We start from the raw sequence: 25,834 nt of genomic DNA on the forward strand, positions 1-25,834 counted from the left end.
ACGAATGGAGACACAACCATGGAGTTGAATGCGCTGCTGGCCTCCGAGCTGGCCTTGCCCTATGCGCCCAAGGTGGTGGCCATGTTTCTGAATGAGCTGGCCCACCCGGACCCCAATCTGCGGGTGCTGGGCCAGCTGGTAGGCGTCGACCCGGTGCTGACCGTGCGCCTGCTGGCCCAGGCCAACGCGGCCGGCACGCCCATGGCTGGCCAGGTCTATAGCATCCCCGAGGCGCTGGCCATCCTGAGCACCGAGCAGTTGCGCGGCCTGGCGCATACCGCCACACACAGCCTGGGGCCGCAGACCCTGGTCAGTTTGTCGCTGCCACAGTTCTGGCATTTCAGCGTGGACGTGGCCAAGCTCTCCCGCGCGTTGGCCGGCACCATACGCAACAACCCATGCACTGCCTATGCCATCGGGCTCCTACATGCCGTGGGCGAGCTGGCACTGCATATTGCCATGCCGGATGAGATGGAGGCGCTGAACCAGACCCAGCCGCCATTCGACCTGCGCCGTGCACGGTTGGAACACAAGCGCCTGGGTTATAGCTATGCCGATGTAGCCGCCGGCCTGGCGCGCCAATGGCAACTGCCCGAACGCCTGGTGGACGCGCTGCAGTACCAGATTGCACCGTTCGACAACGAAAGCTACGAACCCCTGGCCGGCGTGCTGCACCTGGCTGCCTGGCGGGTACGCGCCAAAGAGGGCGCGCTGGACGACAACGCGCTGGCTGTCAGCTTCCCCGGAGAAATCGGTGTGCCACTGGGGCTGGACATCGACATCGTGCTGCAGCAGGACCCGCTAGATTGGCGCGACCAGAGCGCGCCGTTTCTGCCCCGTCTCTAGTTCTATTTGCTATTTATTTGCTAGCTGCTTGCGCACGATTTACCTGCGTCAGAGCAGGTTTCAATCCTATGTCTATTGACTCCCACCTGACCGCGCAGATGCGTTCTGTGTTGAGCCGCATGGCCCGCGCCCGCCGCCCGGCCTTGCATAGCCTGACTCCGGAGCAGGCCCGCGCGGCTTATGCCCTGGGGGCGGGCGTGCTGGAAATTCCTTCGCCCGCCTTGGCCCGGGTGCAAGACCTGCAGATTCCGGCGCGCGACGGGCATGCGCTGCAGGCCAGGCTGGTAGCGCCGTCGTTCGAGCCGCTGCCGGTGCTGCTGTACCTGCACGGCGGTGGCTTTACCGTGGGCAGCGTGGCCACACACGACATACTGTGCCGCGAACTCAGCCGCTTGAGTGGCTGCGCCGTGGTCTCGCTGGACTATCGGTTGGCGCCGGAGCACCGCTTTCCCACCGCGGTGCACGACACCTGGGACGCGCTGGCCTGGCTGGCCGCCGAGTCCCGCAGCCTGGGCCTGCAGCCCGGCAAGATGGCCGTGGCCGGGGACAGCGCGGGCGGCACGCTGGCTGCCGTGGCCGCCATCCAGGCGCGCGACGCGGGCCTGCCGCTGGCGCTGCAAATGCTGTTCTACCCGGGCACGACCTCGCATGGCGATACCGCGTCGCATGCCCGCTTTGCCAGCGGCCTGGTGTTGGAGCGTGAACACATCGATTTCTTCTTCGGCCAGTACCTGCGCAGCCCGGCGGACCGTGAGGACTGGCGCTTTGCGCCACTGCAGGCACAGGATGTGGAAGGCGTGGCTCCGGCCTGGTTCGGCCTGGCTGAATGCGATCCGCTGGTGGATGAGGGCCTGCAGTACGCTGACAAGCTGCGCCTGGCGGGTACGCCGGTAGACCTGGAGATCTACCGTGGCGTGACCCATGAATTCATCAAAATGGGCCGCGCCATCCCCGAGGCGCGCCAAGCCCATGCTGACGCGGCCAGGGCCCTGCGTGGCGCATTTGGACTAGATATCGGCGAGTAGTTCGTAAGGCAGGGGCAGCAGGCTCAGCACGGCGCCATCCGCCGCGCCCACATGCAGGCTGCCGTCTTGCATGGCGGCTAGCTGCAGGGACACAATCGCATCCCAGCCGCCCTCAGGCGCGACCGCCGCCTGCACCACCACGCCGCAGGGCTGCTCGGCATCGCTGGAGTGGAAGATTTCCTGCCCTGGCAGCATGCTCACGTCCGCATGGCCTATGGCCGCACGGCGTTTCAACGTGCCACGGAATTGGCTGCGTGCCACCACTTCCTGGCCGGGGTAGCAACCTTTTTTGAAGTTCACGCCGCCGACCGATTCGTAATTCAGCATCTGCGGCACCAGGGCTTCAAAAATCGGTTGCGACACCGTGGCCACGCCGCTGCGCACCTCGCTCCACAGCCACAGCTCGGGGCTGAGCGAAGGACCAGTGGGCGGCGTGGTTTGCGCGGGTGCGATCCACAATGCGCGTGCCAGTCCGTCCGCCGGGTACAGGGCGATGGTGGTGGCATCACCAGCGCTGGCCAGGGTCCAGGCGGGCTGGGCCGGGGCAATGTCGCCACCCACCAAGCCGTACAGCGCGAAGTCGGCCGTGGCGTCGGTCAGCTTGGCCTGGGCGCGCATGACAAACATGCTCAGGCGCTTCAGCGTGGGGGCCAGCAGGTCGCGGTGGCATATCAGCAGTATCTCGGTCGGGCTGCGCTTGAAGCCGATGAAGCTGGCCTGCATGCGGCCTTTGGCGTTGCAGAAGGCGGCCAGGCGGGCCTGGTCCTGGCCCAGCAGGGCAAAGTCCTGGGTCAGCTGGCCGTGCAGAAACTTGGCTGCGTCAGCGCCTTCGGCGCGTATCACGCCCAGGTGATGGAGGGGGGCAATCCCGTGGAGTGCGGCGTTGAGTGCGATGGTCATGGGCTGAATTATCATCAATGGCTATTTGTCCGGTTTCACAAAGGTCTACTGTGCGTCGCCTGTTTTTGAGTTTGTTGCTGATCGTGGGCGTATGCGCGGCAGCGGCCGGATGGTGGCTGTACCAGCCCTTGTCCCTGTCCAGCGCTACGCTGGATCTGTCCATCGAGCCCGGCACCAGTCCACGCGGCGTAGCCCAGGCTGCGGTCGATGCGGGCGTGCAAACCCCTGCCGTGCTGCTCTTTACCTGGTTCCGCGTGTCGGGTCAGGCCCGCCAGATCAAGGCCGGCAGCTATGAAATCACTAGCGGCACCACGCCCCTGGAGCTGCTATCCAAGCTGGTACGCGGCGACGAAGCCATGCGCGCCGTCACCCTGGTAGAGGGCTGGAACTTTCGCCAGGTGCGAACGGCCTTGTCACGGGCCGACCAGCTCAAGCCCGATAGCGCTGCCTTGAGCGACGAGGCCGTAATGGCCGCACTAGACCGGCCCGGCGTGGCGCCTGAGGGCCGGTTCTTTCCCGATACCTATACCTATTCCAAGGGCAGCAGCGATCTGGCTGTGCTGAAACGTGCGCTGCATGCCATGGACAAAAAGCTGGAAGCCGCCTGGGCCCAGCGCCAACCCTCCACCCAGGCGCATACGCCGGACGAGGCCCTGATCCTGGCCAGCATCGTCGAGAAAGAAACCGGCCAGCCGGGCGACCGCCCTATGGTGTCCGGCGTATTCAACAACCGGCTACGCATAGGCATGCCGCTGCAGACCGACCCCTCTGTCATCTATGGACTGGGAGCCGGGTTTGACGGCAATTTGCGCAAACGCGACCTGCAGACAGACGGCCCCTACAACACCTATCTGCGCGCGGGCTTGCCACCCACGCCCATCGCCATGCCGGGCAAGCAGGCTCTGCTGGCGGCAGTGCAGCCGGCCCCCACGGCAGCTTTGTACTTTGTGGCACGGGGCGACGGCAGCAGCCAGTTCAGCGCCACGCTGGAAGAGCACAATCGCGCCGTGAACAAATACATCAGACAAAAATGATGCTCACCCCCAGGCTACGCAATTCGTGTCTTCGCCCACCCCCTTGCAGGGGGCGATACCAGCGGCCCGGCAAAGCCGGCTCCGCGGTATCTCTGGAAGCAGGCGGTAAGAGCTGGCATGTGTTTTATAGAAGGCTCTGGATGTCAGGGGTAATTGGTTAATGAAAGCAGGAATTTTCATCAGCATCGAAGGCATAGACGGTGCGGGCAAATCCAGCCATATCGAGGCTCTGGCCGCAGCTTTCAGGGCGCAGGGCAGGGCGGTCACGCTGACGCGCGAGCCTGGCGGTACGCCCTTGGCCGAAAAGCTGCGCGCCATGGTCTTGAACGACAGCATGGACCCGCTGACCGAAGCCCTGCTGGTCTTCGCCGCGCGGCGCGACCATCTGCAGCAGGTGATAGAGCCGGCGCTGGCGCGTGGCGACGTGCTGGTCTGCGACCGCTTTACCGACGCCACCTTTGCCTACCAGGGCGGTGGGCGCGGCTTTCGGCTTGATGTGCTATCACAATTAGAGCGCTTCGTGCAGACAGTATCTGCGCCAGAGGCCGATTTCATTCGCAATCCTGATCTAACCTTGTGGTTTGAGCTGGCGCCCGAAATCGCCGCCGAGCGGCTGGCCAGTGCCCGTGTGCCCGACCGTTTCGAGTCCCTGCCCACCGAATTCTTCCGTCGCGTGTCCGACGGTTATGCGCGCCGCGCCGAGGATTCACCCGCCCGCTTCGCTCGCATCGATGCGGCGCTGCCACGGGAGGCCGTTTGGCAACAGGTGCATGCGGTGCTGGTGCAACGCGGCTACCTGAAGGCCCTGGCATGAGTGAAGCCCTGGTCCCCCCGTGGGTGGCGCAGCAGCGCAGTACCTTGCTGGCCCAACGTGGCCACGCCTGGCTGCTGCAAGGGCCGTCCGGCCTGGGCCAGTACCGGCTGGCGCTGGAACTGGTGCGCGCCTGGCTGTGCGACACGCCGGGTGCACAGGGCGCTTGCGGACAATGCGCCAGCTGCCACGCCATCGATGTGCATGGCCATGCCGACCTGTGCCTGCTGATGCCCGAGGCCATGATGCTGGAATTGGGCTGGCCGCTGAGCGAAAAGGCCCAGTCCGAGATCGACAACAAGTCGCGCAAACCCAGCAAGGAAATCCGCGTCGATGCCATGCGCGACGCGGTGGAGTTCTCGCAGCGCACCAGCGCCCGTGGCCGCGGCAAGGCCGTGCTGGTCTATCCGGCCGAGCGCATGAACCACATCACCGCCAATGCGCTACTCAAAACCCTGGAAGAACCGCCGGGTGACGTGAAGTTCGTGCTGGCCACGGGCGCCGCCCACCAACTGCTGCCCACCATCCGCAGCCGCTGCATGGGTCACAACATGGTCTGGCCCGATACGGTCGAGTCCACAACCTGGCTACAGGCCCAGGGCGTACCCGCGGCCGACGCGCCTGTGCTGCTGGCCGCCGCCGGTGGCCGCCCCGAAGATGCGCTGCAATGGGCCCAGGCTGGCCGTACAGCACAGAGCTGGTCGGCCCTGCCGCGCGCTGTGGCCCAGGGTGTGCTGACCACGTTTGCCGACTGGGGGCCGGCCCAGGTGGTGGACGCGCTGCAAAAGCTTTGCCACGACCTGCTGCTGGTACGCGTAGGTGCTGCGCCGCGTTTTTTTGCCGCCAAGGATCTGCCATCAGCACCGTCCGGCAAGCTGCTAACCCAGTGGGCCAAGGACCTGAACGCCACCGCCCGCGTGGTGGAGCACCCGTTCAATGCGGGGCTGCTGCTGGAGTCTTTGGTGGGCCGGGCCCAAAACGTCCTAAACTCGCGTCTTTAACGCTATCCATGGTGCTTGCCAATGAGCAGTAACAACGCCTCGCCCCGTCCCAGCGTCATCCAGCTTGCCATCAAGGAAAAGGGTGCGCTGTATGCCGCCTTCATCCCGATGTTCACCCAGGGCGGGCTGTTCGTGCCGACCACGCGGGAATACCAGTTGGGTGACGATGTGTACGTGCTGTTGTCCCTGCCCGATGACCCGCAGCGCCACCCCATCGCCGGGCGCGTGGCCTGGGTTACACCACCGCGCGCAGCCGGCAACCGTACCCAGGGCGTGGGCATTCAGTTCCCCAAGGACGAAAAAGCCCGCTTGCTCAAGCTCAAGATCGAAGAGATCCTGGGTGCCCACCTGGGCTCGGATCGGCCTACGCAGACTATTTAAGCCCCGCCGTTCCACCGCCTTCACCGCAACCACCGCCCCTCTGGCGGTCGCCATGTTTACCGATTCCCATTGCCACCTCAGCATGCCCGACCTGGTCGCGCAGCTCCCCGCCATCCGTACCGCTATGGCCGCCGCGCGTGTAGACCGCGCCCTGTGCATCTGCACCACGCTGGAAGAGTTTCCCGACGTGCATGCCCTGGCCACCGGCTATGACAACTTCTGGTCCACCGTCGGCGTGCATCCTGACAACGACGATGTGCAGGAGCCTACGCTGGACGACCTGGTTCAGCGCGCTGCGCTGCCACGTGTGGTGGCTATAGGCGAAACCGGGCTGGACTACTACCGCCTGGGCGAGCGCACCGTAGCCGATATGGAGTGGCAGCGCGAGCGCTTCCGCACCCATATCCGCGCCGCACGCCAGGCCGCCAAGCCGCTGGTGATTCACACCCGTAGCGCCTCGGATGACACCCTGGCCATCCTACGGGAGGAGGGTGAAGACGGCTCGGCCGGTGCGGCTGGCGGCGTATTCCACTGCTTTACCGAGACCGACATGGTGGCCCGCGCCGCGCTGGACCTGGGCTTCTACATTTCCTTCTCGGGCATCCTGACCTTCAAGACGGCGCAGGACATACGCGATGTGGCGGCCCTGGTGCCCATGGACCGCATCCTGATCGAGACCGACAGCCCGTATCTGGCGCCCGTGCCCTTCCGTGGCAAAACCAACAACCCCTCGTACGTGCCTTATGTGGCGCAGCAGATCGCGCAGATCAAGAACATCCCGGTGGAAGAAGTAGCGCAAGCTACCAGCGCCAATTTTGACCGACTGTTCAGCGGGGTTTTGGCATGATGCAATACTTTAAGAAGCTGGCCTATCTATTTGTTTTTATAGGGTTTAGTGTTGCAAACGCGGGCTCTTTTGAAGACTTTTTCACCGCCATCAAGCGTGACAATGCCAGCGACGTCCGGGCGCTGCTGCAGCGCGGATTTGATGGCAATACCAGCAACGAGCAAGGCCTGTCCGGCCTGTTCCTGGCCATCAAGAGCGAGTCCTACAAGGCGGCTGACGCTTTGCTGGATTGGCCCCAGATCGCAGCCGAAACCCGCAACCCCAAGGACGAAAGCGCGCTGATGATCGCCGCGCTGGCCGGCGAGCTGGACCTGTGCAAGAAGCTGATCGACAAGGGCGCGGACGTCAACAAGGTCGGCTGGGCGCCCTTGCACTACGCCGCCACGCGCGGCCAGGTGGCCGTGATGCGCCTGCTGCTGGACAACGACGCCTATATCGACGCCGCGTCACCCAACGGCACGACGCCGCTGATGATGGCCGCGCGCTACGGTAGCACCGACGCCGTGCGCCTGCTGCTGGACGAGGGTGCCGACCCGTTGCTGAAGAACCAACAACAGCTCAGCGCCATCGATTTCGCCCAGTTGGGCGTCCGCCCGGACGCGGTGGCCGCGATCTCGGCCGCCGTGCGGGCGAAACAGCCCAAAGGGGCCTGGTAAGACTCTTCAGATCAGGGCGCTACACGCTCAATCGACACCACCGTTAGCGCGCCGTTCACGTCCTCGGCGGTGAACTGCACGCGGTCGCCGGCCTTCACCTTGTCCAGCAGGGCTGGATCCTTCACCTTGAACACCATGCTCATGGCCGGCATGTCGAGGTTTTTGATTTCGCCATGTTTCAGCGTGATCTTCTGGGCGGACAGGTCCACCTTGCGGACCTCGCCATCCACTAGGGGCAGGGCGGCCTGGGCCAGCACGCCAGCACTGAAGACGGCGGATGCGAGAGCGGTAAAGAGTCGGGAAGTGTTGCGCATGAAAATTCCTTTCAGGTTGGTGTGGTGGTTATTGGGCAGCGACGGTGATTTTTCCGGTCATGCCGGCCTGGTAATGGCCGGCGATCAGGCAGGCGAAGTCGAAGCTGCCGACTCGGTTGAAGGTCCAGACCAGGGTGCCGGTCTGGCCCGCGCCCACATGGGCCATGTGGGGCTCGTCATGTTCCATATTGGGAAACTTGGCCATCATGGCGGCGTGTGCGTCCAGGTCCTTCTTGGTGCCGATGACGATTTCATGCTGCATGGCGCCGCTGTTCTGGATGACGAACTTCACCGTGTCACCTTTTTTCACGCTGATCTGGTTGGGCTCGAAACGCATGGCGTCGGTCATGCTGAGCGTGACGGTGCGCGTCACGACTTGGGCATCGCCGGCAATACCCCAGGCTTTTTGCTCTTTCTTCATTGCAGCCATTTGGCTGTTATGGGCTTCGTCGCCGTGGGCCCAGCTGGCCGTGCAAGACAGGGTGATGAGAGCGGCGATCAGGCTTGGGTAGGGTGTGCGCATAGGTTTTTTCAGTGCAGGGTGGTTTAAAGAAAATAGGGCTCTGGCGCAGGTAGTACCTGCGGGAGTAGCTATGGTTTTAATAGTGAACATGGGACTCAATGGTTTTCATGGCCGCTGCCGGGCTTGCGGACCGGCATGGCATCACCGGGCGGTATCGGGGCAGGGCGCGCCGGCTCGGCCAGGGCGCCGGTCCATTCGAATGCCTGGCTGGCGCGGGGCTGGGTATACCAGCCGGGGTCGGCGTAGCTGCCCGGCTTTTGGTCTTTACGCACCTTCAGCGTGGTGAACATGCCGCCCATTTCCAGCGGACCGTAGGGGCCGGTGCCGGTCATCATGGGCAGGGTCTGGTCGGGGATGGGCATTTGCATCTCGCCCATGTCGGCCATGCCGCGCTCGCCCATCAGCATGTAGTCGGGCACCAGTTTCTGGATTTTTTGCACCAGGCCCCGGTGGTCCACGCCGATCATATTGGGCACGTTGTGGCCCATGGGGTTCATGGTGTGGTGGCTTTTGTGGCAATGCAGGGCCCAGTCGCCTTCTTCGTCGGCCACGAATTCCAGCTGGCGCATCTGGCCCACGGCGATGTCGGTCGTTACCTCGGGCCAACGGGCGCTGACTGGCACTGGGCCACCATCGGTGCCGGTGATCATGAACTCGTGGCCGTGCAGGTGGATGGGGTGGTTGGTCATGGTCAGGTTGCCCACGCGGATCCGAACCTTGTCGCCCAGGCGCACGTTCAGGCTGTCTATGCCGGGGAAGGCGCGGCTGTTCCAGGTCCACAGGTTCTGGTCCAGCATGGTGTTGGGCCGGGGCGTGGTGCTGCCGGGGGCGATGTCGTAGGCGTTCAGCAGAAAGCAGAAGTCGCGCTGCACGCTGCTGATCAGCGGGTGGCTGGCCTTGGGGTGCGTGACCCAGAAGCCCATCATGCCCATGGCCATCTGCACCATTTCATCCGCATGCGGGTGGTACATGAAGGTGCCGGGCCGGCGCGCCATAAATTCGTAGACAAAGGTTTTGCCCACCGGTATCTGCGGCTGGGTCAGTCCGCCCACGCCATCCATGCCATTGGGTAGGCGCTGGCCGTGCCAGTGGATGGTGGTGTGTTCGGGCAGGCGGTTGGTGACGAAGATGCGTACCTTGTCACCTTCCACCACCTCAATGGTGGGGCCGGGCGACTGGCCGTTGTAGCCCCATAGCGTGGCGTTCATGCCGGGGGCGATTTCACGCACCACCGGCTCGGCCACCAGGTGGAATTCCTTCACTCCGGCGTTCATGCGCCAGGGGCAGGTCCAGCCATTCAGGGTGACCACCGGGTTGTAGGGCTGGCCGGTGCTGGGCTGCAGCGGCGGCGCCGTAGCGGGCGTGGTGGCGATCACCGGCTCGGGCAGCGCGGCCAAAGCAACCCGGCTGACGCTGGCAGCCGCCACGGCAGAGAAGGCCGTGCCACCAAAAAAAGTTCTACGGTCCATATCAATGTCCTTGCGATGTGAGGGCCTCGGCGCTGGCGCCGGAGGCAGAAGACGCTAACGCGCCAGGCGAGGTGCCGCTGAGGGTGGTCTGCAGATCGGCCTCGGCCAGCCAGAAGTCGCGCTGGGCTTCCAGGGCGTTGTTGACGGCCAGAACCTGCTGGCGGGTATCGGCCAACAGCTCCCACACGCTGGCCAGCATGCCGCTGTAGCGCAGCACCAGCTCTTCATGGATCAGCTGACGCAGCGGCACCACTTGGTCGCGGTAGTGCACGGCCAGGTCGTAGGTGCTGCGGTAGCCAAAGTAGGCTTCGCGCGCCTCCGAGCGGGCCTGCACCGCTACCTGGCGCACCCGTGCCGTGGACTGCCGGTACACGGCCTGGGCCCGGGCGTTGCGCGCACCGCCCCAGTCGAACAAGGGCAAGGGCAGTTCCAGCTCCCAGCCGCGCTTGGCGGTTTTCTCGCCGCTGGTGTTGTTGAAGCTGGTGTTACGGGTGGCCGTCAGGGTCAGGCCATCCAGATAGCCTTCGACCCGTTGGAAACCGGCTTGCTGAGCGACAAAGTCCGACTCGGCAATGGCGGAGCGCACATCCAGCCGCTCGCGCAGCGCGCGGGCCTCAATGTCGTCCATCTCGGTCGCAGCTTTCGGGAGGTCGGGCAGGCGCTCGGCCAGGCTAAAGCTGGCTTGCATGCCCCACAGGCCGAGCAGGCGGGTGAGCTTTTCACGTTCGCTGAAGGCCTTTTGTTCGGCACGGGCCAGTTGGGCCGTGGCATCGGACAGGAAGACCTGTTCGCGGGCCTGCTCCAGGCGGCTCCAGTTGCCGGTGCGGGCCATGCGCCGGGCCAGTTCGGCACCGGCTTCGGCTGCCTCTTTGACATCGTGCAGATAGCGGGCACTTTGCTGGGCGGCCACGGCGTTGATCCAGGCCTTGCGGGTGTCGGCCGCAAGGCGCACAACGTCCTGCGCGGCCTGCAGCTTGGCCAGTTCGTGCTGCTGGCCCTGCCACTGGGCGCGCCAGGGCAGGGTTAGCAGGCCCAGCACATTGAAGCTCAGCATGCGCTCGATTTCGCGGCTATCGCCCTCTGTGAAGCGGCCAATGGCGAAGTGCGGGTTGGGCAGACGCCCCATCTGTACCCGGTCGGCATCGCTCACGCCCAGCGTGGCCAGCGACTCTTGCAGCCTGGGGTTGTTGAGCAGGGCGATGCGCACCGCTGCTTCGGCCTGCAATGGCTGCGCCAGCAGCTCGGCGACGGCGGTATTTGATGCCTGCGGGTCCTGGCTGAGTAGCACGGGCGCGCCAGCGGTCTTACCCTGGGCCAGCTTTTGCACGTCAGCCAGGCCACCATCGGGTGAGAGCGAGGCGCAGCCGGCCAGGGTCAGCAGGGCCAGGGCCGTGCTGATAGGTTTGAGCTTAGCGATTCGCATACGGCTACCGCTTGGATGCATTGGGCTGCGTGGTCGGGCGCTGGGCCTGCTCCCACTTCAAGACATCCGCATGGCCCCGGCGGAACTGGCCGACCTGGGCGTTGGCCTCCTTCCAGTCGCTGGCCTGCATTTCCATGCCGGCAGGGGTACTGGCAAAGACCGAGCGGTAGGCCACGGGCGGCACGGTAATACTGGGGTCAGCCGCCGATGGCAGCTGGGCAAAGACGGGCGTGCACAACAGCGTGCCCGCCACGAAAGACATTTTTTTCACAGAATTCTCCTGAACAACACGAGCGAGGTGGCCGGCAGGCCACCGTTATCCGCCCCGCACAGGCGCCATCAGGCGCAGTACAGACGGACTACGGCTAGGGAGTTCAGGAAATGGGTGGTTTCAGCGCTAGTGCGGCGGCGGCGCTGGCGTACGGCGTGCCGCCCGCATGGGGTCGCACATGGGGTGTCCACGCCAGCGCCGAGACTGGTATGGACGCCACCGTTGCCACGGAGTGGCAGACCTGGCACAGGCTGCAGCTGCCATCGCCGCAGTGGGGCGCCGCATCGGGTTCGGGCTGGCTGGAATGGCCGGCGCAATCCATGTGTTCGGCTGGCATATCCTCATCAAAAACAGCGCTGGCGCTGGTAATAGCTGCGCCAGTAGCTATATTTTGCATAGCGGCTGGGTGGGGCTTCAGCATTTCCAAAGCCATGGCATCACCCACCCAGGCGCGCAAGGGCAGCGAGACGATGAGCAGAAACCAAAGCCAATAACGCATGCCCTGAATGATACGGCGCGCGCGCTGAAGTTCCCCCATTGCCTCAGATCAGGCTAGTTTGAACACAGCCACGGCTTGCACCAGGCCGTCAGCCTGGATCTTGAGCCCGCTGGCGGCGGCGGCCATTTCTTCGACCAGGGCCGCGTTCTGCTGGGTGGCTTGGTCCATTTGGGTGACGGCTTCACCGACCTGTGACACGCCGGCCGACTGTTCGTTGCTGGCCCGGCTGATTTCGCCCATGATGTCGGTGACCTTGCGAATGGCGCCCACCACTTCGGTCATGGTGCTACCGGCCTGGTCTACCAGGCTGGTGCCCCGGGCTACCCGCTCCACACTGTCGTTGATGAGAAACTTGATCTCCTTGGCCGCGTTGGCGCTACGTCCGGCCAGGCTGCGCACCTCGCTGGCCACCACGGCAAAGCCGCGCCCCTGTTCGCCCGCGCGGGCGGCTTCCACGGCAGCATTCAAGGCCAGGATATTGGTCTGGAAGGCAATGCTGTCGATCACGCTGATGATGTCGGAAATCTTGGTCGAGCTGTCGTGTATGCCCTTCATGGTTTCCACCACCTGGCCTACTACCTGACCGCCTTGCACGGCCACGGTGGATGCGTTCTGGGCCAACTGGTTGGCTTGCTGGGCGTTGCTGGCGTTCTGTTTGACGGTGGAGCCCAGTTCCTCCATGGACGCGGCGGTTTGTTCCAGCGCGCTGACCTGGTTTTCTGTGCGCGCGCTTAGGTCGTGATTGCCCTGGGAGATTTCTGCGCTGGCCGTGGCCACACTTTCGGCATTGCTTTTAACGCTGTGCACGATGCCCGCAAAATTGGCTTGCATGTGCGCCATGGACTTGAGCAGCTGTATGGTTTCTTCGTTGCCTGCAGGCTGCACCGCGACCGACAAATCCCCTTGCGAAAGCTGGTCGGCGATGTGCATGGCGTGGGCCATGGGTTGCGCCAGGTATTTGGCCAGCCAGAGCGCCGCCACCACCAGCACTGCGCTGGCCAGGGCCAGGGCCAGACCAATTTGCACCAGGGACTGGTTGGCCTGGTCCTGCGCTTCCTGGTTCATGTCGTGGCCACTTTTCTCGATGGCGTCGGACTGTTCGGCCATCTGCTTTTCCAGGTCGGCAAAGGCTTTTTGGAAGGCCGGCACGGCGGCTTGTGCGGCTGCCAGGTCGGTGGATGCCTGGCCCAGCACCACGGCGGCAGATTCGGTGTAGCTCCTCACCATCGGCAGGGTCTTATCGACGACAGTCTTGACCTCGGGCGATATGGGCAGACCTTGCAGCGTTTTCAGCGCATCGTTAAATATTTTGGCGTGCTCGGACAAACCTTTTTTGGCTTCTTCAATCTGGCCTTCGTCCTTGCTGGTCGCTCCCAGCAGGGCCAACAGCACGTCGCCGCGCACGGCGTCGTGCATCATGTCCGCCTCCTGGCTGCTTTGCAGTGCAACCCCCATGCCGATGGAGCCATTGATGGCCGTGGTCAGACGTTTGGCATTGAGCAAACCGATGCCACCCACCAGTCCGGCCATGAGAATACCGATCAAGCCCAGAGAAAGAATTTGGTTGCGCAATTTCATGGTGAGCCTTCGTTACAGAGTGCCAGGCCCATGCTAACGAACATCCTGGGCGGAAGCCAGCGGCTTTTACCAGGGGGTAGACGGCGATAGCGGCGATAGCGCCGCCCGCACGCGCCTAGCGCTGGCGCGACTTCATGGCGCGCTCCACCTCGCGCTTGCCTTCGCGGTCCTTGATGGTGTCGCGCTTGTCATGCTCGGCCTTGCCCTTGGCCAGCGCGATTTCGCATTTGATCTTGCCGCCTTTCCAGTGCAGGTTTAGCGGCACCAGCGTGTAGCCCTTTTGTTCGGTCTTGACGATCAGCTTCTTGATCTGCTCTTTGTGCAGCAGTAGCTTCTTGGTGCGCACCTTGTCCGGGCTGATGTGGGTGGAGGCCGAATTCAAGGGGTGGATCTGGCAGCCGATGATGAACAGCTCGCCATTGCGCACTACGACATAGCCGTCGGTCAGTTGCACCTTGCCTTCACGCAGCGACTTGACCTCCCACCCCTCAAGTACCAGCCCGCATTCAATGCGCTCCTCAAAGAAGTAGTTGAAAGCGGCCTTTTTATTGTCGGCAATGCGGGTGTTGGTATCGGGTTTTTTGGCCATGGGGTACAAGTCGGAAAGCGTGCGGTGCAGGTTTTACAATTCCGCGCAGCCTTCCATTCTATGAAAAACGTCCATAAGTCCGTCCTGATCTGGTACAGCGCCGAGGAAATGTTCAAGCTTGTCACCCAAGTTGAGCTGTATCCGCAGTTTTTACCCTGGTGCGACCACGCCTCTGTGCTGGCTCAGGATGAGAACGGCATGACCGCCGAAGTGGGTATTGCTTTCAGCGGCCTGCATCAGAAGTTCACCACCCAGAACACCCATGTGCCGGGGCGCCGGGTGGGTATGAAGCTCGTCAAAGGTCCATTCTCCAACCTGGACGGTGACTGGCAATTCACCCCCGTGGGCGACGGCCAGCAACGCGCCTGCCGCGTGGACCTGCAGCTGAACTACGGTTTTGACAGCGTGGCCTTGTCGGCCCTGGTAGGGCCCGTATTTGATCGCATCGCAGGCAGTCTGGTGGATGCCTTTGTCAAACGCGCCGAGCAGGTGTACGGGTGAACATCAACATCACGCTGGTGTATTCGTCGGCGCCGCGGGAGATTTTCGAACGCTCGTTGTTGTTGCCGCAGGGCTCCAGCCTGGAAGATGCCGTGCGAGCCAGCGATGTACTGACACGGTTTCCCGACATCAATCTCTCCGAGGCAGCGCTGGGTGTTTGGGGTCGCAAGGCGCAACTGAAGCTGGTACTGGAAGACGGCGACCGGGTGGAAATTTACCGTCCCCTGACAGCAGACCCTATGGAAGCGCGGCGCACCCGCTTCAAGCGCCAGGGCGCGCGTACCACCGGTTTGTTTGCCCAGAAGCGAGCCGGGGCTAAATCGGGCTATTGAGCTGGGTCTACAGCTTTATTTGCAGTCGGCGTTGATTACGTCCTGGATGCGCTGCGATTCGGCATTGCGCGCAGCGTCGTCCAAGATTTCCCGTTCACCTTTTTCATTTACGCGCGCAATGCGTATGCCGGAATCGTATTGGATCTTGGATTGGCGGGCGCGGGTGCAGTTCTCTGCCTTGGCCGCGGCATTTTTATCCGCTTCGGCCTTGCGCTTGGCGGCTTCCGCGTCTTCCGCCTGCTTCTTTTTCTCTTCCAAGGCCTTGTCCACGCCACTGATCTTGGGGGCGGATGCGGCAGAAGCCGGTACCTCCGGCGCTGCGGCCTTGATCTTCAGAGTGCCGCCTGGCTGCTTCAAAATATTTTTGGCGGGAATGTCGGGTGGTGGCGGGCGGTCACTAAAAACCTTGCTTCCGGTGTTATCCATCCACTGCCATTGCGCAAAAGCTGCCAACGACAGCCCACATCCCAAAGCGACTACGAGCATTTTGTGCAATTTCATGCCGCTAGTTTAGCGGCCGCATGCCTGCAAGGATATGAATGCTTTGGCCCTACAGCTTCTCCGGGCGCTGCTGTTGCGCAAAAAATACCCCTGCTGCGGGCTAGTACAATACGACTTTTGGAGCTTTGATATGCGCCTGCTAGGAAAAGCGCTCACTTTCGACGATGTGTTGTTGGTGCCAGCGTTCTCCCAAGTCCTGCCCAAGGACACGTCTCTTGCCACCCGTCTATCCCGCAACATTACCCTGAACCTGCCCCTGGTGTCTGCCGCCATGGACACGGTGACCGAAGCCCGTCTGGCTATTGCCATGGCACAAGAGGGCGGCATGGGTATCGTGCACAAAAACTTCACCCCCAAGCAGCAAGCCGCTGAAGTGCTGAAGGTCAAGCGCTACGAGTCCGGCGTGCTGCGTGATCCTGTCATCATCACCCCGAGCCACACCGTGCGCCAGGTGATCGATATGTCGGCACAGCTGGGCATTTCGGGCTTTCCGGTCTGCGATGGCGGCAAGGTGGTCGGTATCGTCACCAGCCGCGATTTGCGTTTTGAAACCCGCTACGACGTGCCAGTCAGCCAGATCATGACGCCACGTGAAAAGCTGGTCACCGTGACGGAAGGCGCCTCCTTGGCCGAAGCCAAGGCATTGCTGAACAAGTCCAAGCTGGAACGCCTGCTGGTGGTCAACGATGCATTCGAGCTCAAGGGCCTGATCACCGTCAAGGACATCACCAAGCAGACCAGCTTCCCCAATGCCGCACGTGATGCCCGAGGCCAGTTGCGCGTAGGCGCTGCGGTTGGCGTGGGTGACGGCACCGAAGAGCGTGTTGAAGCCCTGGTTCGTGCCGGCGTGGACGCGATCGTGGTAGACACCGCCCACGGCCACAGCAAGGGCGTGATCGACCGCGTGCGTTGGATCAAGCAAAACTACCCACAAATCGACGTGATCGGCGGCAACATCGCCACCGGCGCGGCAGCCCTGGCGCTGGCCGAAGCCGGTGCCGATGCAGTCAAGGTTGGCATTGGCCCCGGCAGCATTTGCACCACCCGTATCGTGGCGGGTGTGGGTGTGCCACAAATCATGGCCATCGACAACGTGGCGACCGCCTTGCAAGGCTCCGGCGTACCGCTGATTGCCGACGGTGGCATCCGCTACAGCGGCGACATCGCCAAAGCCATTGCGGCAGGCGCTAGCACCGTGATGATGGGCGGCATGTTCGCCGGCACCGAAGAGGCTCCGGGTGAGGTAGTGCTATTCCAGGGCCGCAGCTACAAGAGCTACCGGGGCATGGGCAGCATTGGCGCCATGCAGCAAGGTAGTGCCGACCGCTACTTCCAGGAAGTCAGCACGGGTAACCCGAACGCCGACAAGCTGGTACCCGAAGGCATCGAAGGTCGCGTGCCCTATAAGGGCTCTATGGTGTCCATCATTTTCCAAATGGCCGGCGGTATCCGCGCCAGCATGGGATATTGCGGCTGCGCCACTATCGACGACATGAAGAACAAGGCCGAGTTCGTGGAAATCACCTCTGCCGGCATTCGCGAAAGCCATGTCCATGATGTGCAGATCACCAAGGAAGCCCCGAACTACCGTTCGGAATAAGGCATACGGTAAGTAACCCCATCCGGGCAGCCCACGCGCTGCCCGTTTTTGATTTTGACCTCACGTCCGTTCATGTCTACGCACCAAAAAATCCTTATCCTCGACTTCGGCTCCCAAGTCACCCAACTCATCGCCCGCCGTGTACGCGAAGCCCATGTGTTCTGTGAAGTCCATCCCTGCGATGTGACAGACGAGTGGATTCGCAATTACGCCGCAGACGGCAAGCTGAAAGGCATCATCCTGTCCGGCAGCCACGCCAGCGTGACCGAAGACACCACTGACCGCGCGCCCCAGGTGGTGTTCGAACTGGGTCTGCCGGTGCTGGGCATCTGCTACGGCATGCAAACCATGGCGCAGCAACTCGGTGGCAAGGTGGAAACTGGCCACACCCGCGAATTCGGCTTTGCCGCCGTGCGCGCCCGCGGCCATACCGCTTTATTGAAAGACATTGCCGACTTCACCACACCCGAAGGCGAAGGCATGTTGAACGTCTGGATGAGCCACGGCGACAAGGTCACCGAGCTACCACCCGGCTTCAAGCTGATGGCCAGCACCGAAGGCTGCCCAATCGCCGGCATGGCCGACGAAGCCCGTAACTTCTATGCCGTGCAGTTCCACCCTGAAGTCACGCACACCGTGCAAGGCCAGGCGCTGCTGAACCGCTTTGTGCTCGGCATTTGCGCCACCAAGCCCGATTGGGTGATGGGCGACTACATCAGCGAAGCCGTAGCGCACATCCGCGAGCAGGTGGGTGACGAAGAAGTGATCCTGGGCCTGTCTGGTGGCGTCGATTCTTCCGTTGCTGCCGCCCTAATCCACCGTGCCATCGGTGACCAACTGACCTGCGTGTTCGTGGACCACGGCCTGCTGCGCCTGAATGAAGGCGATATGGTGATGGACATGTTCGTCGGCAAGCTGCACGCCAAGGTCATCCGCGCCGATGCTTCCGACCTGTTCCTGGGCAAGCTGGCTGGTGTGAGCGACCCCGAAGCCAAGCGCAAGATCATCGGCGGCGAGTTCGTCACCGTATTCAAACAAGAGGCCGCCAAGCTGAAAGGCGAGGGCGCCAAGGGCGCTAAATGGCTGGCCCAGGGCACGATTTACCCCGACGTGATCGAGTCCGGCGGCGCCAAGAGCAAAAAAGCCGTCACCATCAAGAGCCACCACAACGTTGGCGGCCTGCCCGAGCAGTTGGGTCTGAAGTTGCTGGAACCGCTGCGCGAGCTGTTTAAAGACGAGGTACGCGAACTTGGCGTGGCCCTGGGCCTGCCATACAACATGGTGTACCGCCACCCGTTTCCCGGCCCCGGCCTGGGTGTGCGGATCCTGGGCGAAGTCAAGAAGGAATACGCCGACCTGCTGCGCCGTGCCGACGCGATCTTCATCGAAGAGTTGCACAACTTCAAGGACGAAGCTACGGGCAAAACCTGGTACCAACTGACCAGCCAGGCCTTTACCGTGTTTCTGCCAGTGAAGAGCGTGGGCGTGATGGGCGACGGCCGTACCTACGACTATGTGGTGGCCCTGCGCGCCGTGCAGACCAGCGACTTCATGACCGCCGATTGGGCCGAGCTGCCCTATGCGTTGCTGAAGAAGGTGTCTGGCCGCATCATCAACGAAGTGCGTGGCATCAACCGCGTGACCTACGACGTATCGAGCAAGCCGCCAGCCACCATCGAGTGGGAATAAGGCGGATCCATCGGGCCTGAACCATGCGCGCTATTTTTAGCCTCCTGGGTTTGCTGCTGGTAGTGCTTGTGCTGGGCCTGCTGGCCAAGAAGCAGCTGACGCCTGCGGTGCAAACGCCGCAGGCCGCCGCCTCGGCGCAAAACATGCCTCAGCAGGTCAAACAGGCGGTGGATGCTGCCTTGCAGCAGCCGCGCATGCTGCCCGATGAAAAACCTTGATGTTTTTGGCAATTGGCGCAGGTTTTATCTGCGGCAGTTGCTACTTAATTCATAGCAAAAATGGCCTTGAGCGACGCCGATGCAATGCAGCTAGCCCTGGCTGAAGCAGGTTTGGCCGCGGCTGCTGGTGAGGTGCCTGTCGGCGCCGTGGTCGTGAAAGATGGCAAGGTGATTGCCAGCGGGCGTAATGCGCCCGTGGATAGTCATGACCCCACAGCCCATGCCGAAATCGTCGCCCTGCGTGCAGCAGCCCAGGTGCTGGGCAATTACCGGCTGGACGGCTGCGAGATGTTCGTCACCCTGGAGCCCTGCACCATGTGCAGCGGCGCCATGCTGCACGCACGGCTGCAACGCGTGGTGTTTGGCGCAGCCGACCCTAAGACCGGTGCGGCCGGATCGGTGCTGAACGTATTCGCCCAGTCCCAGCTGAACCACCAGACCCAGGTGCACGGCGGCGTGCTGGCTGAAGAATGCGCCGCACTGCTGCAAGACTTTTTTCAGCAGCGGCGGGCAGCGCAACGCCAGGCGCGCCACGTACTACGTGAAGATGCTTTGCGCACGCCAAAAGCCCAGTTTGCCGGCTTGGCCGATTTTTCATGGGCCACGCAGTACATCAGCGATCTGCCTGCGCTCGCGGGCTTGCGCATGGCCTATGTAGACGAGGGCCCGTACGCTGCGGGTCTCAGCTATGTTTGCCTGCACAGCGCCTCCGGTTGGGGGTACCAGTACCGGCAGATGCTGTCGCCATTGCTGGCGGCGGGACAGCGCGTGCTGGTGCCTGACCTGGTCGGGTTCGGCCGCAGCGACAAACCCAAGAAAGAGACTTTACACAGTCTGGACTGGCATTGCCGCATCCTGCGGGAATGGGTGCTGCACCTGGCGCTGCACCGCGTAGTGCTGGTTTTACAAGCGGGTGACCCGTTGGGCCAGGCCTTGCTGACAGCGGCGCCCGAGGTTTTTCACGGCTTGTTGGTGTTGCAGCCCGCCCCTGCGCACGCTGCAGACGATGCCCCTTTTCCTGACCCCGGGCATCGTGCAGCTCCGCGTGCATGGGCCCGCTGGGCGGCGGAGCAGGGCGCTCAAGCTGCGCCTGACACCTGGCAGGGACAGGTGCTGCAACTGGCTTGTCCGCCGGGCCTGCAAGCGGCGCAACAGGCCGCCACCTATTTCACCCCTGCCTGATCGGCCAATGGGATACTCCTGCGCGTGACCAAACATATTTATATTTACTCCCCCTCTGGCGCAGTGCGCGACAAGGCTGCTTTCAGACGCGGCGTAGCCCGCCTCAAATCCCTGGGCCATACGGTGGAAATCGACACCGATGCCCTCAAGAGCCATATGCGCTTTGCTGGCGACGATGCCACCCGCGTTGCCGCCATCCACCGTGCGGCCGCAAGTGGTGCCGACGTTGCGCTGATTTCACGTGGTGGCTACGGACTGACGCGTCTGCTAGGCCAGATCGACTACGCTGCCGTGACCCATGCCATCCACCACGGCACGCAGTTTGTCGGGTTCAGCGATTTCACAGCTTTGCAAAACGCGCTGCTGGCGCAAACCGGTGCCATCACCTGGGCCGGGCCGGCATTGGGCGAAGACTTCGGCACGGCGGAATTGCCGGACGACATCATGGAAGCCTGTTTTGACGACCTGGTCGAAGGGCAGGGCGAGGGCACCGGCTGGCGACTGGGCCGCGAAGATGCTCAACTTGCTATTGATTCAGTAGCTGCTGGCGCAGATTCTGATTGCGCTAGCGGCAGTTTTTATGTCAAAGACGCTACGCTGTGGGGTGGGAATCTTTCAGTCCTCGTGTCGCAGATCGGTACGCCGTATTTCCCGGACATCCAGGGCGGCGTGCTGTTTCTGGAGGACGTGGGCGAGCACCCGTATCGCATCGAGCGCATGCTGACCCAGTTGCTGTACAGCGGTGTGCTGGCGCGCCAAAAGGCGGTGGTGCTGGGGCAGTTCACCGGTTTCACCAAGGTGCCGCATGACGGCAGCTTCCGGATGGCGACGGTGTTGTCGTGGTTGCGCAGTCTGCTGAAAGTACCGGTCCTGACCCAGCTGCCATTTGGGCATGTTCCCACCAAGGTCTTGCTACCTGTGGGTGCCAAGGTGGAGCTGGCCGTGGAAGGGCGCGAAGCGCTGATCGTATGGGGGCATTTGCCGTCTGGATGCACGGACCCCAGCCACGACCACACCCATCGCCACTGAAAACCGCTTAGCTGCCCAGTGAGCTAGGACGCGCCTTCAGGCTGCGGGGCAGCGCGCCCTGGAACAGCCGAGTCACGTGCTCCATCTTGGCGCGGGCATCTATTTCCCCGCTTTGGCTGGCCAAAGTCGCCATCAGGTCCGCGCGCAGATACCACAAGACCTGCACATCCTTGGCGGTACGTATCTTGCGTTCCAAGTAAGAGGGGTCGGCCGCTGCCGTCTCCAGGCAGGACAGCATCGTCGAGCGAATCAACTCCAACTGCTGCTCCTGCCGAGCATCCACCCGGCCAGACTCCGGACGGAAAAAGCTGAACAGGCTGAGCAGCACAGAGTTTTTAGGGGCGGCCATAGGCAAATAAGTGGGTATTGCACGAGTAACTGAATCCCGCATTTATACCAAGACCCAATTGCCCCGTGCAGTCTTTATAGAGCAAACCCTTCATTTGCCAGCTTGGAACATACTTAAGGCATGTGATTGCATAACATCAGCCTCCAATACTTGAAAGCCCAGCGGGGGAAGCACACTTTGCCCGCATAATTTCACGGCACTATCGTATTTTCTTTTCACAATCACTACACCGCTACCACCATGGGCGTTCAGGCCACCGTCGTATTTGTCGATCTCACCGGAAGTACTGCTTTCTATGAAGCCCTTGGCAATGCCAAAGCGGCCCAGACGGTGACACGGTTGACGCAATGGATCGGTGACGTCTGCGTGGCGTACCAGGGTCGCGTGGTGAAAAAGCTGGGCGACGGTGTATTGGCCGTCTTTGTCAATGCAGAAAATGCAGTCCGCGCTGTGACCGACATTCAACGTGGCCACCAACTCAGGTTGCTGAAATGGCCGGCCGCCATTCGCATGGAAATCAAGGCCGGCATCGCCTACGGCGAAGTGGTGGAGGTAGAGGGTGACTGCTATGGAGACGCGGTCAATGTTGCATCTCGCTTGAGTGATCTTTCGGGTGCCAACCAGGTCTGGATGACTGAAGCCTTGGTCGATGCGTTGGGCGATGATTCTGGCCTGCGCTTTTTGCGCCTGGGGCCGGTGAGCATACGGGGCAGGGCGGAGCCCCTGCCTTTGTACCGACTCGAATGGCAGGACGGCGCCGTGTCCGAGTTCCTGACTATGCAGGCCACGTTGCTGCAAACCGAGCACCCTGTCGAGCGCTCTACCGGGCAAATCCATCTGGCCTATCTGGACCACTGCAGCAGCTTTTCATCTGCAGCTATGCCGGTACATCTGGGGCGGGCCGAAACTGCCGAATTCTTCATTGAGGACCCCCGTGTATCCCGCCTGCATGCCAAGATTGAATGGCGTAAAGGAGCGTTTTTTCTGACGGATATGAGCAGCTTCGGCACCTGGGTGCGGTTTGTCGGCAGCGATAACGATGTACCGTTGCGTCGGAATGACTGCGTGCTGCATGCCTCCGGGGAAATTGCACTCGGTGTACCTTTCAATGACTTCAGTACGCCCACGGTTCGCTTCTCGCTGTCACATCCGCATTTCTCGTTTTTTTAGACACCTTGCCGTCTTTCCTGCGCCTTAGGGGATCGGAATGTGAGCGACTAAAATTTGCGCGATGGACACGGCGGCATAGCCGCCGGACTCTTGTCTGCGAGTGGCAGGCCCAGCAATACATATGACCAAGAAGAACACCATTGAATTCGAAGACATGAATCTACAAGTCGGCGTACGACTCCAGATTCTTTTGAACCATAGCGATAACGCTGTGGTGCATTACTCAACGCTGATCGGCTTTGTCGCGGGCGAGTACCTGTTACTGACAATTCCGCAAGACAATGGCGCCATGGTTACCTTGCAAGAAGGCATGGGGGTGGTCATACGGGTCTTTACAGGCGTATCCGTTTTTACCTTTGACAGCCGAATTGAGTCTGTGGTGCAAACGCCTCGCACCTTCATGTTGCTGGCCTTTCCCGCAGCTATCCAAAAAGTGGGTTTACGCAAAGCTGTTCGTGTCAAAGCAAACTTACCCGTGCGTGTGAAAAGCCCGGTAGAGGCCGAAGACGTTACGACAGCTACACTTTCGGATATCAGCCTTTCAGGCGCATTGATCTCCACCAGCAAGTCTCTAGGCACTACTGGCGACGTCATAGCTATTGAGTTTTCGTTGAATGACCAGACCGCAGATCAGTTGGTCACGATAGCAACGACAGCCTCCATCCGCAGTCTGCAGCAATCGGCTGGCAGTACCGCCGATGGAGCCACGTTTCAGACCGTGTATTCCCACGGCATTAACTTCCACGATATTGACGCAGCCAAGCAAGTCGTGCTGCAGAACTTTGTCTACGAGACATTGTTAGTGCATCGCAGCTGAGGGTGAGTCGTCTTTCGAGACGATAGCACTCATCATTTTATTAACATAATATACATCGTATGAAGTAATGCGTAGGCGCAAAGGTGGTCGGATTGACCGCTGCGAAGGTGTCTTAAGCAATCTTTCGAACAGTTTTTAAGCAAAGTTTGGGTTGGTCTTTGGCCGACTGCAGTGCCATTGACCATGAACCAGGCTTGGCTCTAGCCACCCCACCCACAAGATCATGCCTGAGGGTAACGCCCGGCCAATCGCCCACCCCAGTGGCGTATATCTGGTCAGAGCCCAACACCTTTGGATATCTCTGGTCGCCGCGAATGCTGCCTGGACGGCAGTTGGCCACAGGCCTTGATTTAGCTGGTCTCTGCCCGACCACTGGTTAACTCATGGTCAATGCGCCATACCCCATGGTGAACCGATGGTTAATGGCACTGTGAAGTGCCACCGAACTTGCGCGAGGTCATGGTCGAGCCATCTGCGATCCTTTTCTCTCCGTGCCCCGGAATTGGCCCTTTTGCAAACTGCATCGATATAGGATTGTTGAAGACCAGATCGTGTTCAATGTGGCAATCATTCCAAGGCCGAGGAAACGAGCTATCGCCCAGAGCTACGCTTATATGCACGAGCGTCAAGGCGCAGGCAATTGGTTTGCCGGGATGGTTGCAGCATCAGCCCCCGTACGTCGCGGCCAGCTTGACCGGATGAAAACGGTACAGTTCCCGCACCAACGGCTTGCATCGCTCGGCAATCTGTCCCAGCTTGAGGGATACCGCGGAGGCGATCATGGCCGCGGCCAGGCGGTTTGTGACGTCTCGGACTGGTAATCCTTGTGAAGCCGCCCCTGAGGCGAAGTTGCATCAGTATCGGATGAAAGCGGTCTTCCCCTGCCATGCACTGTGATGCTGCCGAGCTAGCAGCATCTTGTTAATACGTCTTCGCATTCTGCTGAGGCCGAGAAATGGTTGCGATTTGACTCGAGTTTTATGAAATCGAGCGAACCAAAAAATCAAACTTGTCCTGTATATGACACTCTTTAAAGACGCCATTAATAGCTTGTCGAAGAAAAACTTCCAAATCTCTCTGCGTTAATGGAAGGATCAATCCCGCTTGGTTTTTATTTACGACATTTGCAATGTGCTTCAAATAGGAGTCTCTGATCTCATTCCCGCGAAAAAATATTAAACCAAAACGACCGAAGGTTTCACTAAAATAATACTGAACCTGATGAAAATCATCGGCAGAGAGGTTTTCATAATTTTTGCATTCAAAGACAACTTGAGTTGCACCGTATTTGGCTCGAACAATATCCCAAAACCCGCCACTCGCTCGATTGGACGCTATCCAATCACGTATCTGAGAACCATCTGCAGTTCGACACTTCGATTGAACGTTTGTAAGCGATCTAAAAAAGCAAAGCTTTACCACTTTGCCCACGATTTCTTCGAATTCTTGGGCCCCAGCATGTCCCAATGGGAGCGTCTTTAAATCCTCAAGCGCGCTTTTAAGTTCATCTTTGTATTGGTCGAATCTATAGTTGTCAGGTAGCTCCTCTAATACTCCCTCATTTTTCAGGGCGGTATCCTTGGAAACTGTCTGAATGAGAATGTTGCGTAGGTTTAGTGCTGGCTGGTACGTCGGATGAACGACAAAATGAGTCGCCTGATCGATAGGCAATTTGGCGTTCGAGTCTTTTCCGGGTTCCTTGAAGAAGGTTCGACCTGCACGTCGAAGTCCTAGAAACCCAATGCCATAAAGCAACTCGACGAGCCTTGATGCAGTTGTGTAGTCAAAGAACCACGACGCGCAATGCTTTTTTATCTTGTCGTTAACTAGCAATTTGGCAATAAAGTCTTCGATGCCAATCAACGAATACTCATTTCCAAGTCCATAGAAAAACTCTAGGAGGACGCTAATATTCGGATAGTTTTCGGCAAATTCATCGCCAAGATCTTTGAGACGGCTTGTGCTATATCTTCTCGATGCAGTCTCCACATCCGCCAACATCATCATTTGATGACCGCCATTAATAGCAGCTTCAATTGCATAGCTTGTCAGCATTAGTACGTCTCTTGGTCGGTGTTGGCAGAGTGCCATCACTGCCGCTCGACTACTGCGCTCAGCTGACTCCTCGAAGAAGCAAGCCCAGGCCTCTCCACCCAACTTTGGCTTTGTCGGAAATGGTCGGACAAGACGTCGCTCAACAAGCTCAACAAGCTCAACAAGCTCAACAAGCTCAACAAGCTCAACAAGCTCAACAAGCTCAACAAGCTCAACAAGCTCAA

At 60.9% G+C, this 25,834-nt stretch carries 29 protein-coding genes; 17 read left to right on the top strand and 12 right to left on the bottom strand.

Annotation, left to right across the window (positions count from 1 at the left end):
* Positions 1-18 precede the first annotated feature (18 nt).
* Together AC07VY_RS07260 and AC07VY_RS07265 are read left to right on the top strand one after the other, a co-directional pair.
* Positions 19-846 carry an HDOD domain-containing protein gene (locus AC07VY_RS07260; RefSeq protein WP_495096693.1) on the top strand — a complete coding sequence of 276 codons (828 nt, stop codon included), beginning with the start codon at positions 19-21 and terminating at the stop codon, positions 844-846.
* A gap of 68 nt (positions 847-914) precedes the next feature.
* Entirely contained in the window at positions 915-1,871 is a 957-nt protein-coding gene (locus AC07VY_RS07265) for an alpha/beta hydrolase (RefSeq protein ID WP_495096692.1), read from the top strand.
* Here the strand turns inward: AC07VY_RS07265 and ygfZ are convergent.
* The gene (gene ygfZ, locus AC07VY_RS07270) at positions 1,854-2,771 is read right to left on the bottom strand and encodes a CAF17-like 4Fe-4S cluster assembly/insertion protein YgfZ (protein ID WP_495096691.1); all 918 of its coding nucleotides are present in this window, start codon (positions 2,769-2,771) and stop codon (positions 1,854-1,856) included. The two genes, AC07VY_RS07265 and ygfZ, sit on opposite strands and share 18 nt — an antisense overlap.
* Positions 2,772-2,821: 50 nt before the next feature.
* Here ygfZ and mltG point away from each other — a divergent pair, with 50 nt between their 5' ends.
* The 6 genes from mltG to AC07VY_RS07300 all read left to right on the top strand — a co-directional run bounded on the left by mltG (position 2,822) and on the right by AC07VY_RS07300 (position 7,501).
* The gene (gene mltG / locus AC07VY_RS07275; protein ID WP_495096690.1) at positions 2,822-3,805 is read left to right on the top strand and encodes an endolytic transglycosylase MltG; all 984 of its coding nucleotides are present in this window, start codon (positions 2,822-2,824) and stop codon (positions 3,803-3,805) included.
* Between the two features lie 160 nt (positions 3,806-3,965).
* Complete coding sequence (gene tmk, locus AC07VY_RS07280) at positions 3,966-4,619, top strand: dTMP kinase (protein WP_495096689.1); 654 nt, start codon at positions 3,966-3,968, stop codon at positions 4,617-4,619.
* Positions 4,616-5,617, top strand: coding sequence for a DNA polymerase III delta subunit-related protein (locus AC07VY_RS07285; RefSeq protein WP_495096688.1), 1,002 nt, complete (start codon positions 4,616-4,618; stop codon positions 5,615-5,617). Before tmk ends, AC07VY_RS07285 begins: the two co-directional genes overlap by 4 nt.
* Positions 5,618-5,638: 21 nt before the next feature.
* Positions 5,639-5,998 carry a PilZ domain-containing protein gene (locus AC07VY_RS07290; protein ID WP_495096687.1) on the top strand — a complete coding sequence of 120 codons (360 nt, stop codon included), beginning with the start codon at positions 5,639-5,641 and terminating at the stop codon, positions 5,996-5,998.
* Between the two features lie 52 nt (positions 5,999-6,050).
* Positions 6,051-6,845: a TatD family hydrolase gene (locus AC07VY_RS07295; RefSeq protein ID WP_495096686.1), complete on the top strand. Its 795-nt coding sequence runs from the start codon at positions 6,051-6,053 to the stop codon at positions 6,843-6,845.
* Positions 6,842-7,501: an ankyrin repeat domain-containing protein gene (locus AC07VY_RS07300; protein ID WP_495096685.1), complete on the top strand. Its 660-nt coding sequence runs from the start codon at positions 6,842-6,844 to the stop codon at positions 7,499-7,501. The genes AC07VY_RS07295 and AC07VY_RS07300 overlap by 4 nt, the downstream gene beginning before the upstream one ends.
* An 11-nt stretch (positions 7,502-7,512) precedes the next feature.
* Here the strand turns inward: AC07VY_RS07300 and AC07VY_RS07305 are convergent, their stop codons facing one another.
* The 8 genes from AC07VY_RS07305 to smpB all read right to left on the bottom strand — a co-directional run bounded on the left by AC07VY_RS07305 (position 7,513) and on the right by smpB (position 14,167).
* Complete coding sequence (locus AC07VY_RS07305) at positions 7,513-7,815, bottom strand: copper-binding protein (RefSeq protein ID WP_495096684.1); 303 nt, start codon at positions 7,813-7,815, stop codon at positions 7,513-7,515.
* A 28-nt stretch (positions 7,816-7,843) separates the two neighbouring features.
* Positions 7,844-8,338, bottom strand: coding sequence for a cupredoxin domain-containing protein (locus AC07VY_RS07310; protein WP_495096683.1), 495 nt, complete (start codon positions 8,336-8,338; stop codon positions 7,844-7,846).
* 95 nt (positions 8,339-8,433) lie between these two features.
* The gene (locus AC07VY_RS07315; RefSeq protein WP_495096682.1) at positions 8,434-9,807 is read right to left on the bottom strand and encodes a multicopper oxidase family protein; all 1,374 of its coding nucleotides are present in this window, start codon (positions 9,805-9,807) and stop codon (positions 8,434-8,436) included.
* A 1-nt stretch (position 9,808) separates the two neighbouring features.
* Positions 9,809-11,230: a TolC family protein gene (locus tag AC07VY_RS07320; RefSeq protein WP_495096681.1), complete on the bottom strand. Its 1,422-nt coding sequence runs from the start codon at positions 11,228-11,230 to the stop codon at positions 9,809-9,811.
* Positions 11,231-11,234: 4 nt separating this feature from the next.
* Entirely contained in the window at positions 11,235-11,501 is a 267-nt protein-coding gene (locus AC07VY_RS07325; protein WP_495096680.1) for a hypothetical protein, read from the bottom strand.
* 103 nt (positions 11,502-11,604) lie between these two features.
* A complete protein-coding gene (locus tag AC07VY_RS07330; protein ID WP_495096679.1) occupies positions 11,605-12,000 on the bottom strand; it encodes a hypothetical protein in 396 nt (131 codons plus the stop codon).
* Positions 12,001-12,048: 48 nt separating this feature from the next.
* Complete coding sequence (locus AC07VY_RS07335; protein WP_495096678.1) at positions 12,049-13,578, bottom strand: methyl-accepting chemotaxis protein; 1,530 nt, start codon at positions 13,576-13,578, stop codon at positions 12,049-12,051.
* 115 nt (positions 13,579-13,693) lie between these two features.
* On the bottom strand, positions 13,694-14,167 hold the full coding sequence (gene smpB / locus AC07VY_RS07340; protein ID WP_490594157.1) for an SsrA-binding protein SmpB: 474 nt from the start codon (positions 14,165-14,167) through the stop codon (positions 13,694-13,696).
* A 60-nt stretch (positions 14,168-14,227) separates the two neighbouring features.
* Here smpB and AC07VY_RS07345 point away from each other — a divergent pair, with 60 nt between their 5' ends.
* Entirely contained in the window at positions 14,228-14,668 is a 441-nt protein-coding gene (locus AC07VY_RS07345) for a type II toxin-antitoxin system RatA family toxin (protein WP_495096677.1), read from the top strand.
* A complete protein-coding gene (locus AC07VY_RS07350; RefSeq protein ID WP_495096676.1) occupies positions 14,665-15,000 on the top strand; it encodes an RnfH family protein in 336 nt (111 codons plus the stop codon). Before AC07VY_RS07345 ends, AC07VY_RS07350 begins: the two co-directional genes overlap by 4 nt.
* Positions 15,001-15,015: 15 nt before the next feature.
* On the opposite strand, the gene AC07VY_RS07355 is transcribed toward AC07VY_RS07350, so the two are convergent.
* A complete protein-coding gene (locus AC07VY_RS07355) occupies positions 15,016-15,501 on the bottom strand; it encodes a DUF4124 domain-containing protein (protein ID WP_495096675.1) in 486 nt (161 codons plus the stop codon).
* Between the two features lie 130 nt (positions 15,502-15,631).
* On the opposite strand from AC07VY_RS07355, the gene guaB reads away from it, so the two are divergent.
* The 5 genes from guaB to AC07VY_RS07380 all read left to right on the top strand — a co-directional run bounded on the left by guaB (position 15,632) and on the right by AC07VY_RS07380 (position 21,219).
* Positions 15,632-17,101 (top strand): IMP dehydrogenase, encoded by a 1,470-nt coding sequence (gene guaB / locus AC07VY_RS07360; RefSeq protein WP_495096674.1) that lies wholly within the window; start codon positions 15,632-15,634, stop codon positions 17,099-17,101.
* Between the two features lie 72 nt (positions 17,102-17,173).
* Positions 17,174-18,790, top strand: coding sequence for a glutamine-hydrolyzing GMP synthase (guaA, locus tag AC07VY_RS07365; RefSeq protein WP_495096673.1), 1,617 nt, complete (start codon positions 17,174-17,176; stop codon positions 18,788-18,790).
* A 23-nt stretch (positions 18,791-18,813) separates the two neighbouring features.
* The gene (locus AC07VY_RS07370; protein WP_495096672.1) at positions 18,814-19,008 is read left to right on the top strand and encodes a hypothetical protein; all 195 of its coding nucleotides are present in this window, start codon (positions 18,814-18,816) and stop codon (positions 19,006-19,008) included.
* 60 nt (positions 19,009-19,068) lie between these two features.
* Positions 19,069-20,190 carry a tRNA adenosine(34) deaminase TadA gene (gene tadA / locus AC07VY_RS07375; protein WP_495096671.1) on the top strand — a complete coding sequence of 374 codons (1,122 nt, stop codon included), beginning with the start codon at positions 19,069-19,071 and terminating at the stop codon, positions 20,188-20,190.
* A 24-nt stretch (positions 20,191-20,214) separates the two neighbouring features.
* Positions 20,215-21,219 carry an LD-carboxypeptidase gene (locus tag AC07VY_RS07380; protein WP_495096670.1) on the top strand — a complete coding sequence of 335 codons (1,005 nt, stop codon included), beginning with the start codon at positions 20,215-20,217 and terminating at the stop codon, positions 21,217-21,219.
* Between the two features lie 7 nt (positions 21,220-21,226).
* On the opposite strand, the gene AC07VY_RS07385 is transcribed toward AC07VY_RS07380, so the two are convergent.
* Positions 21,227-21,568 carry a hypothetical protein gene (locus AC07VY_RS07385; RefSeq protein WP_495096669.1) on the bottom strand — a complete coding sequence of 114 codons (342 nt, stop codon included), beginning with the start codon at positions 21,566-21,568 and terminating at the stop codon, positions 21,227-21,229.
* A gap of 240 nt (positions 21,569-21,808) precedes the next feature.
* On the opposite strand from AC07VY_RS07385, the gene AC07VY_RS07390 reads away from it, so the two are divergent.
* The gene (locus tag AC07VY_RS07390) at positions 21,809-22,738 is read left to right on the top strand and encodes an adenylate/guanylate cyclase domain-containing protein (protein WP_495096668.1); all 930 of its coding nucleotides are present in this window, start codon (positions 21,809-21,811) and stop codon (positions 22,736-22,738) included.
* A gap of 121 nt (positions 22,739-22,859) precedes the next feature.
* The gene (locus AC07VY_RS07395) at positions 22,860-23,555 is read left to right on the top strand and encodes a flagellar brake protein (RefSeq protein ID WP_495096667.1); all 696 of its coding nucleotides are present in this window, start codon (positions 22,860-22,862) and stop codon (positions 23,553-23,555) included.
* 978 nt (positions 23,556-24,533) lie between these two features.
* Here the strand turns inward: AC07VY_RS07395 and AC07VY_RS07400 are convergent.
* The coding region (locus AC07VY_RS07400) for a P-loop ATPase, Sll1717 family (RefSeq protein ID WP_495096666.1) at positions 24,534-25,834 on the bottom strand (1,301 nt) is incomplete at its 5' end.

This window comes from Rhodoferax sp. GW821-FHT02C08 (genome assembly GCF_059421805.1).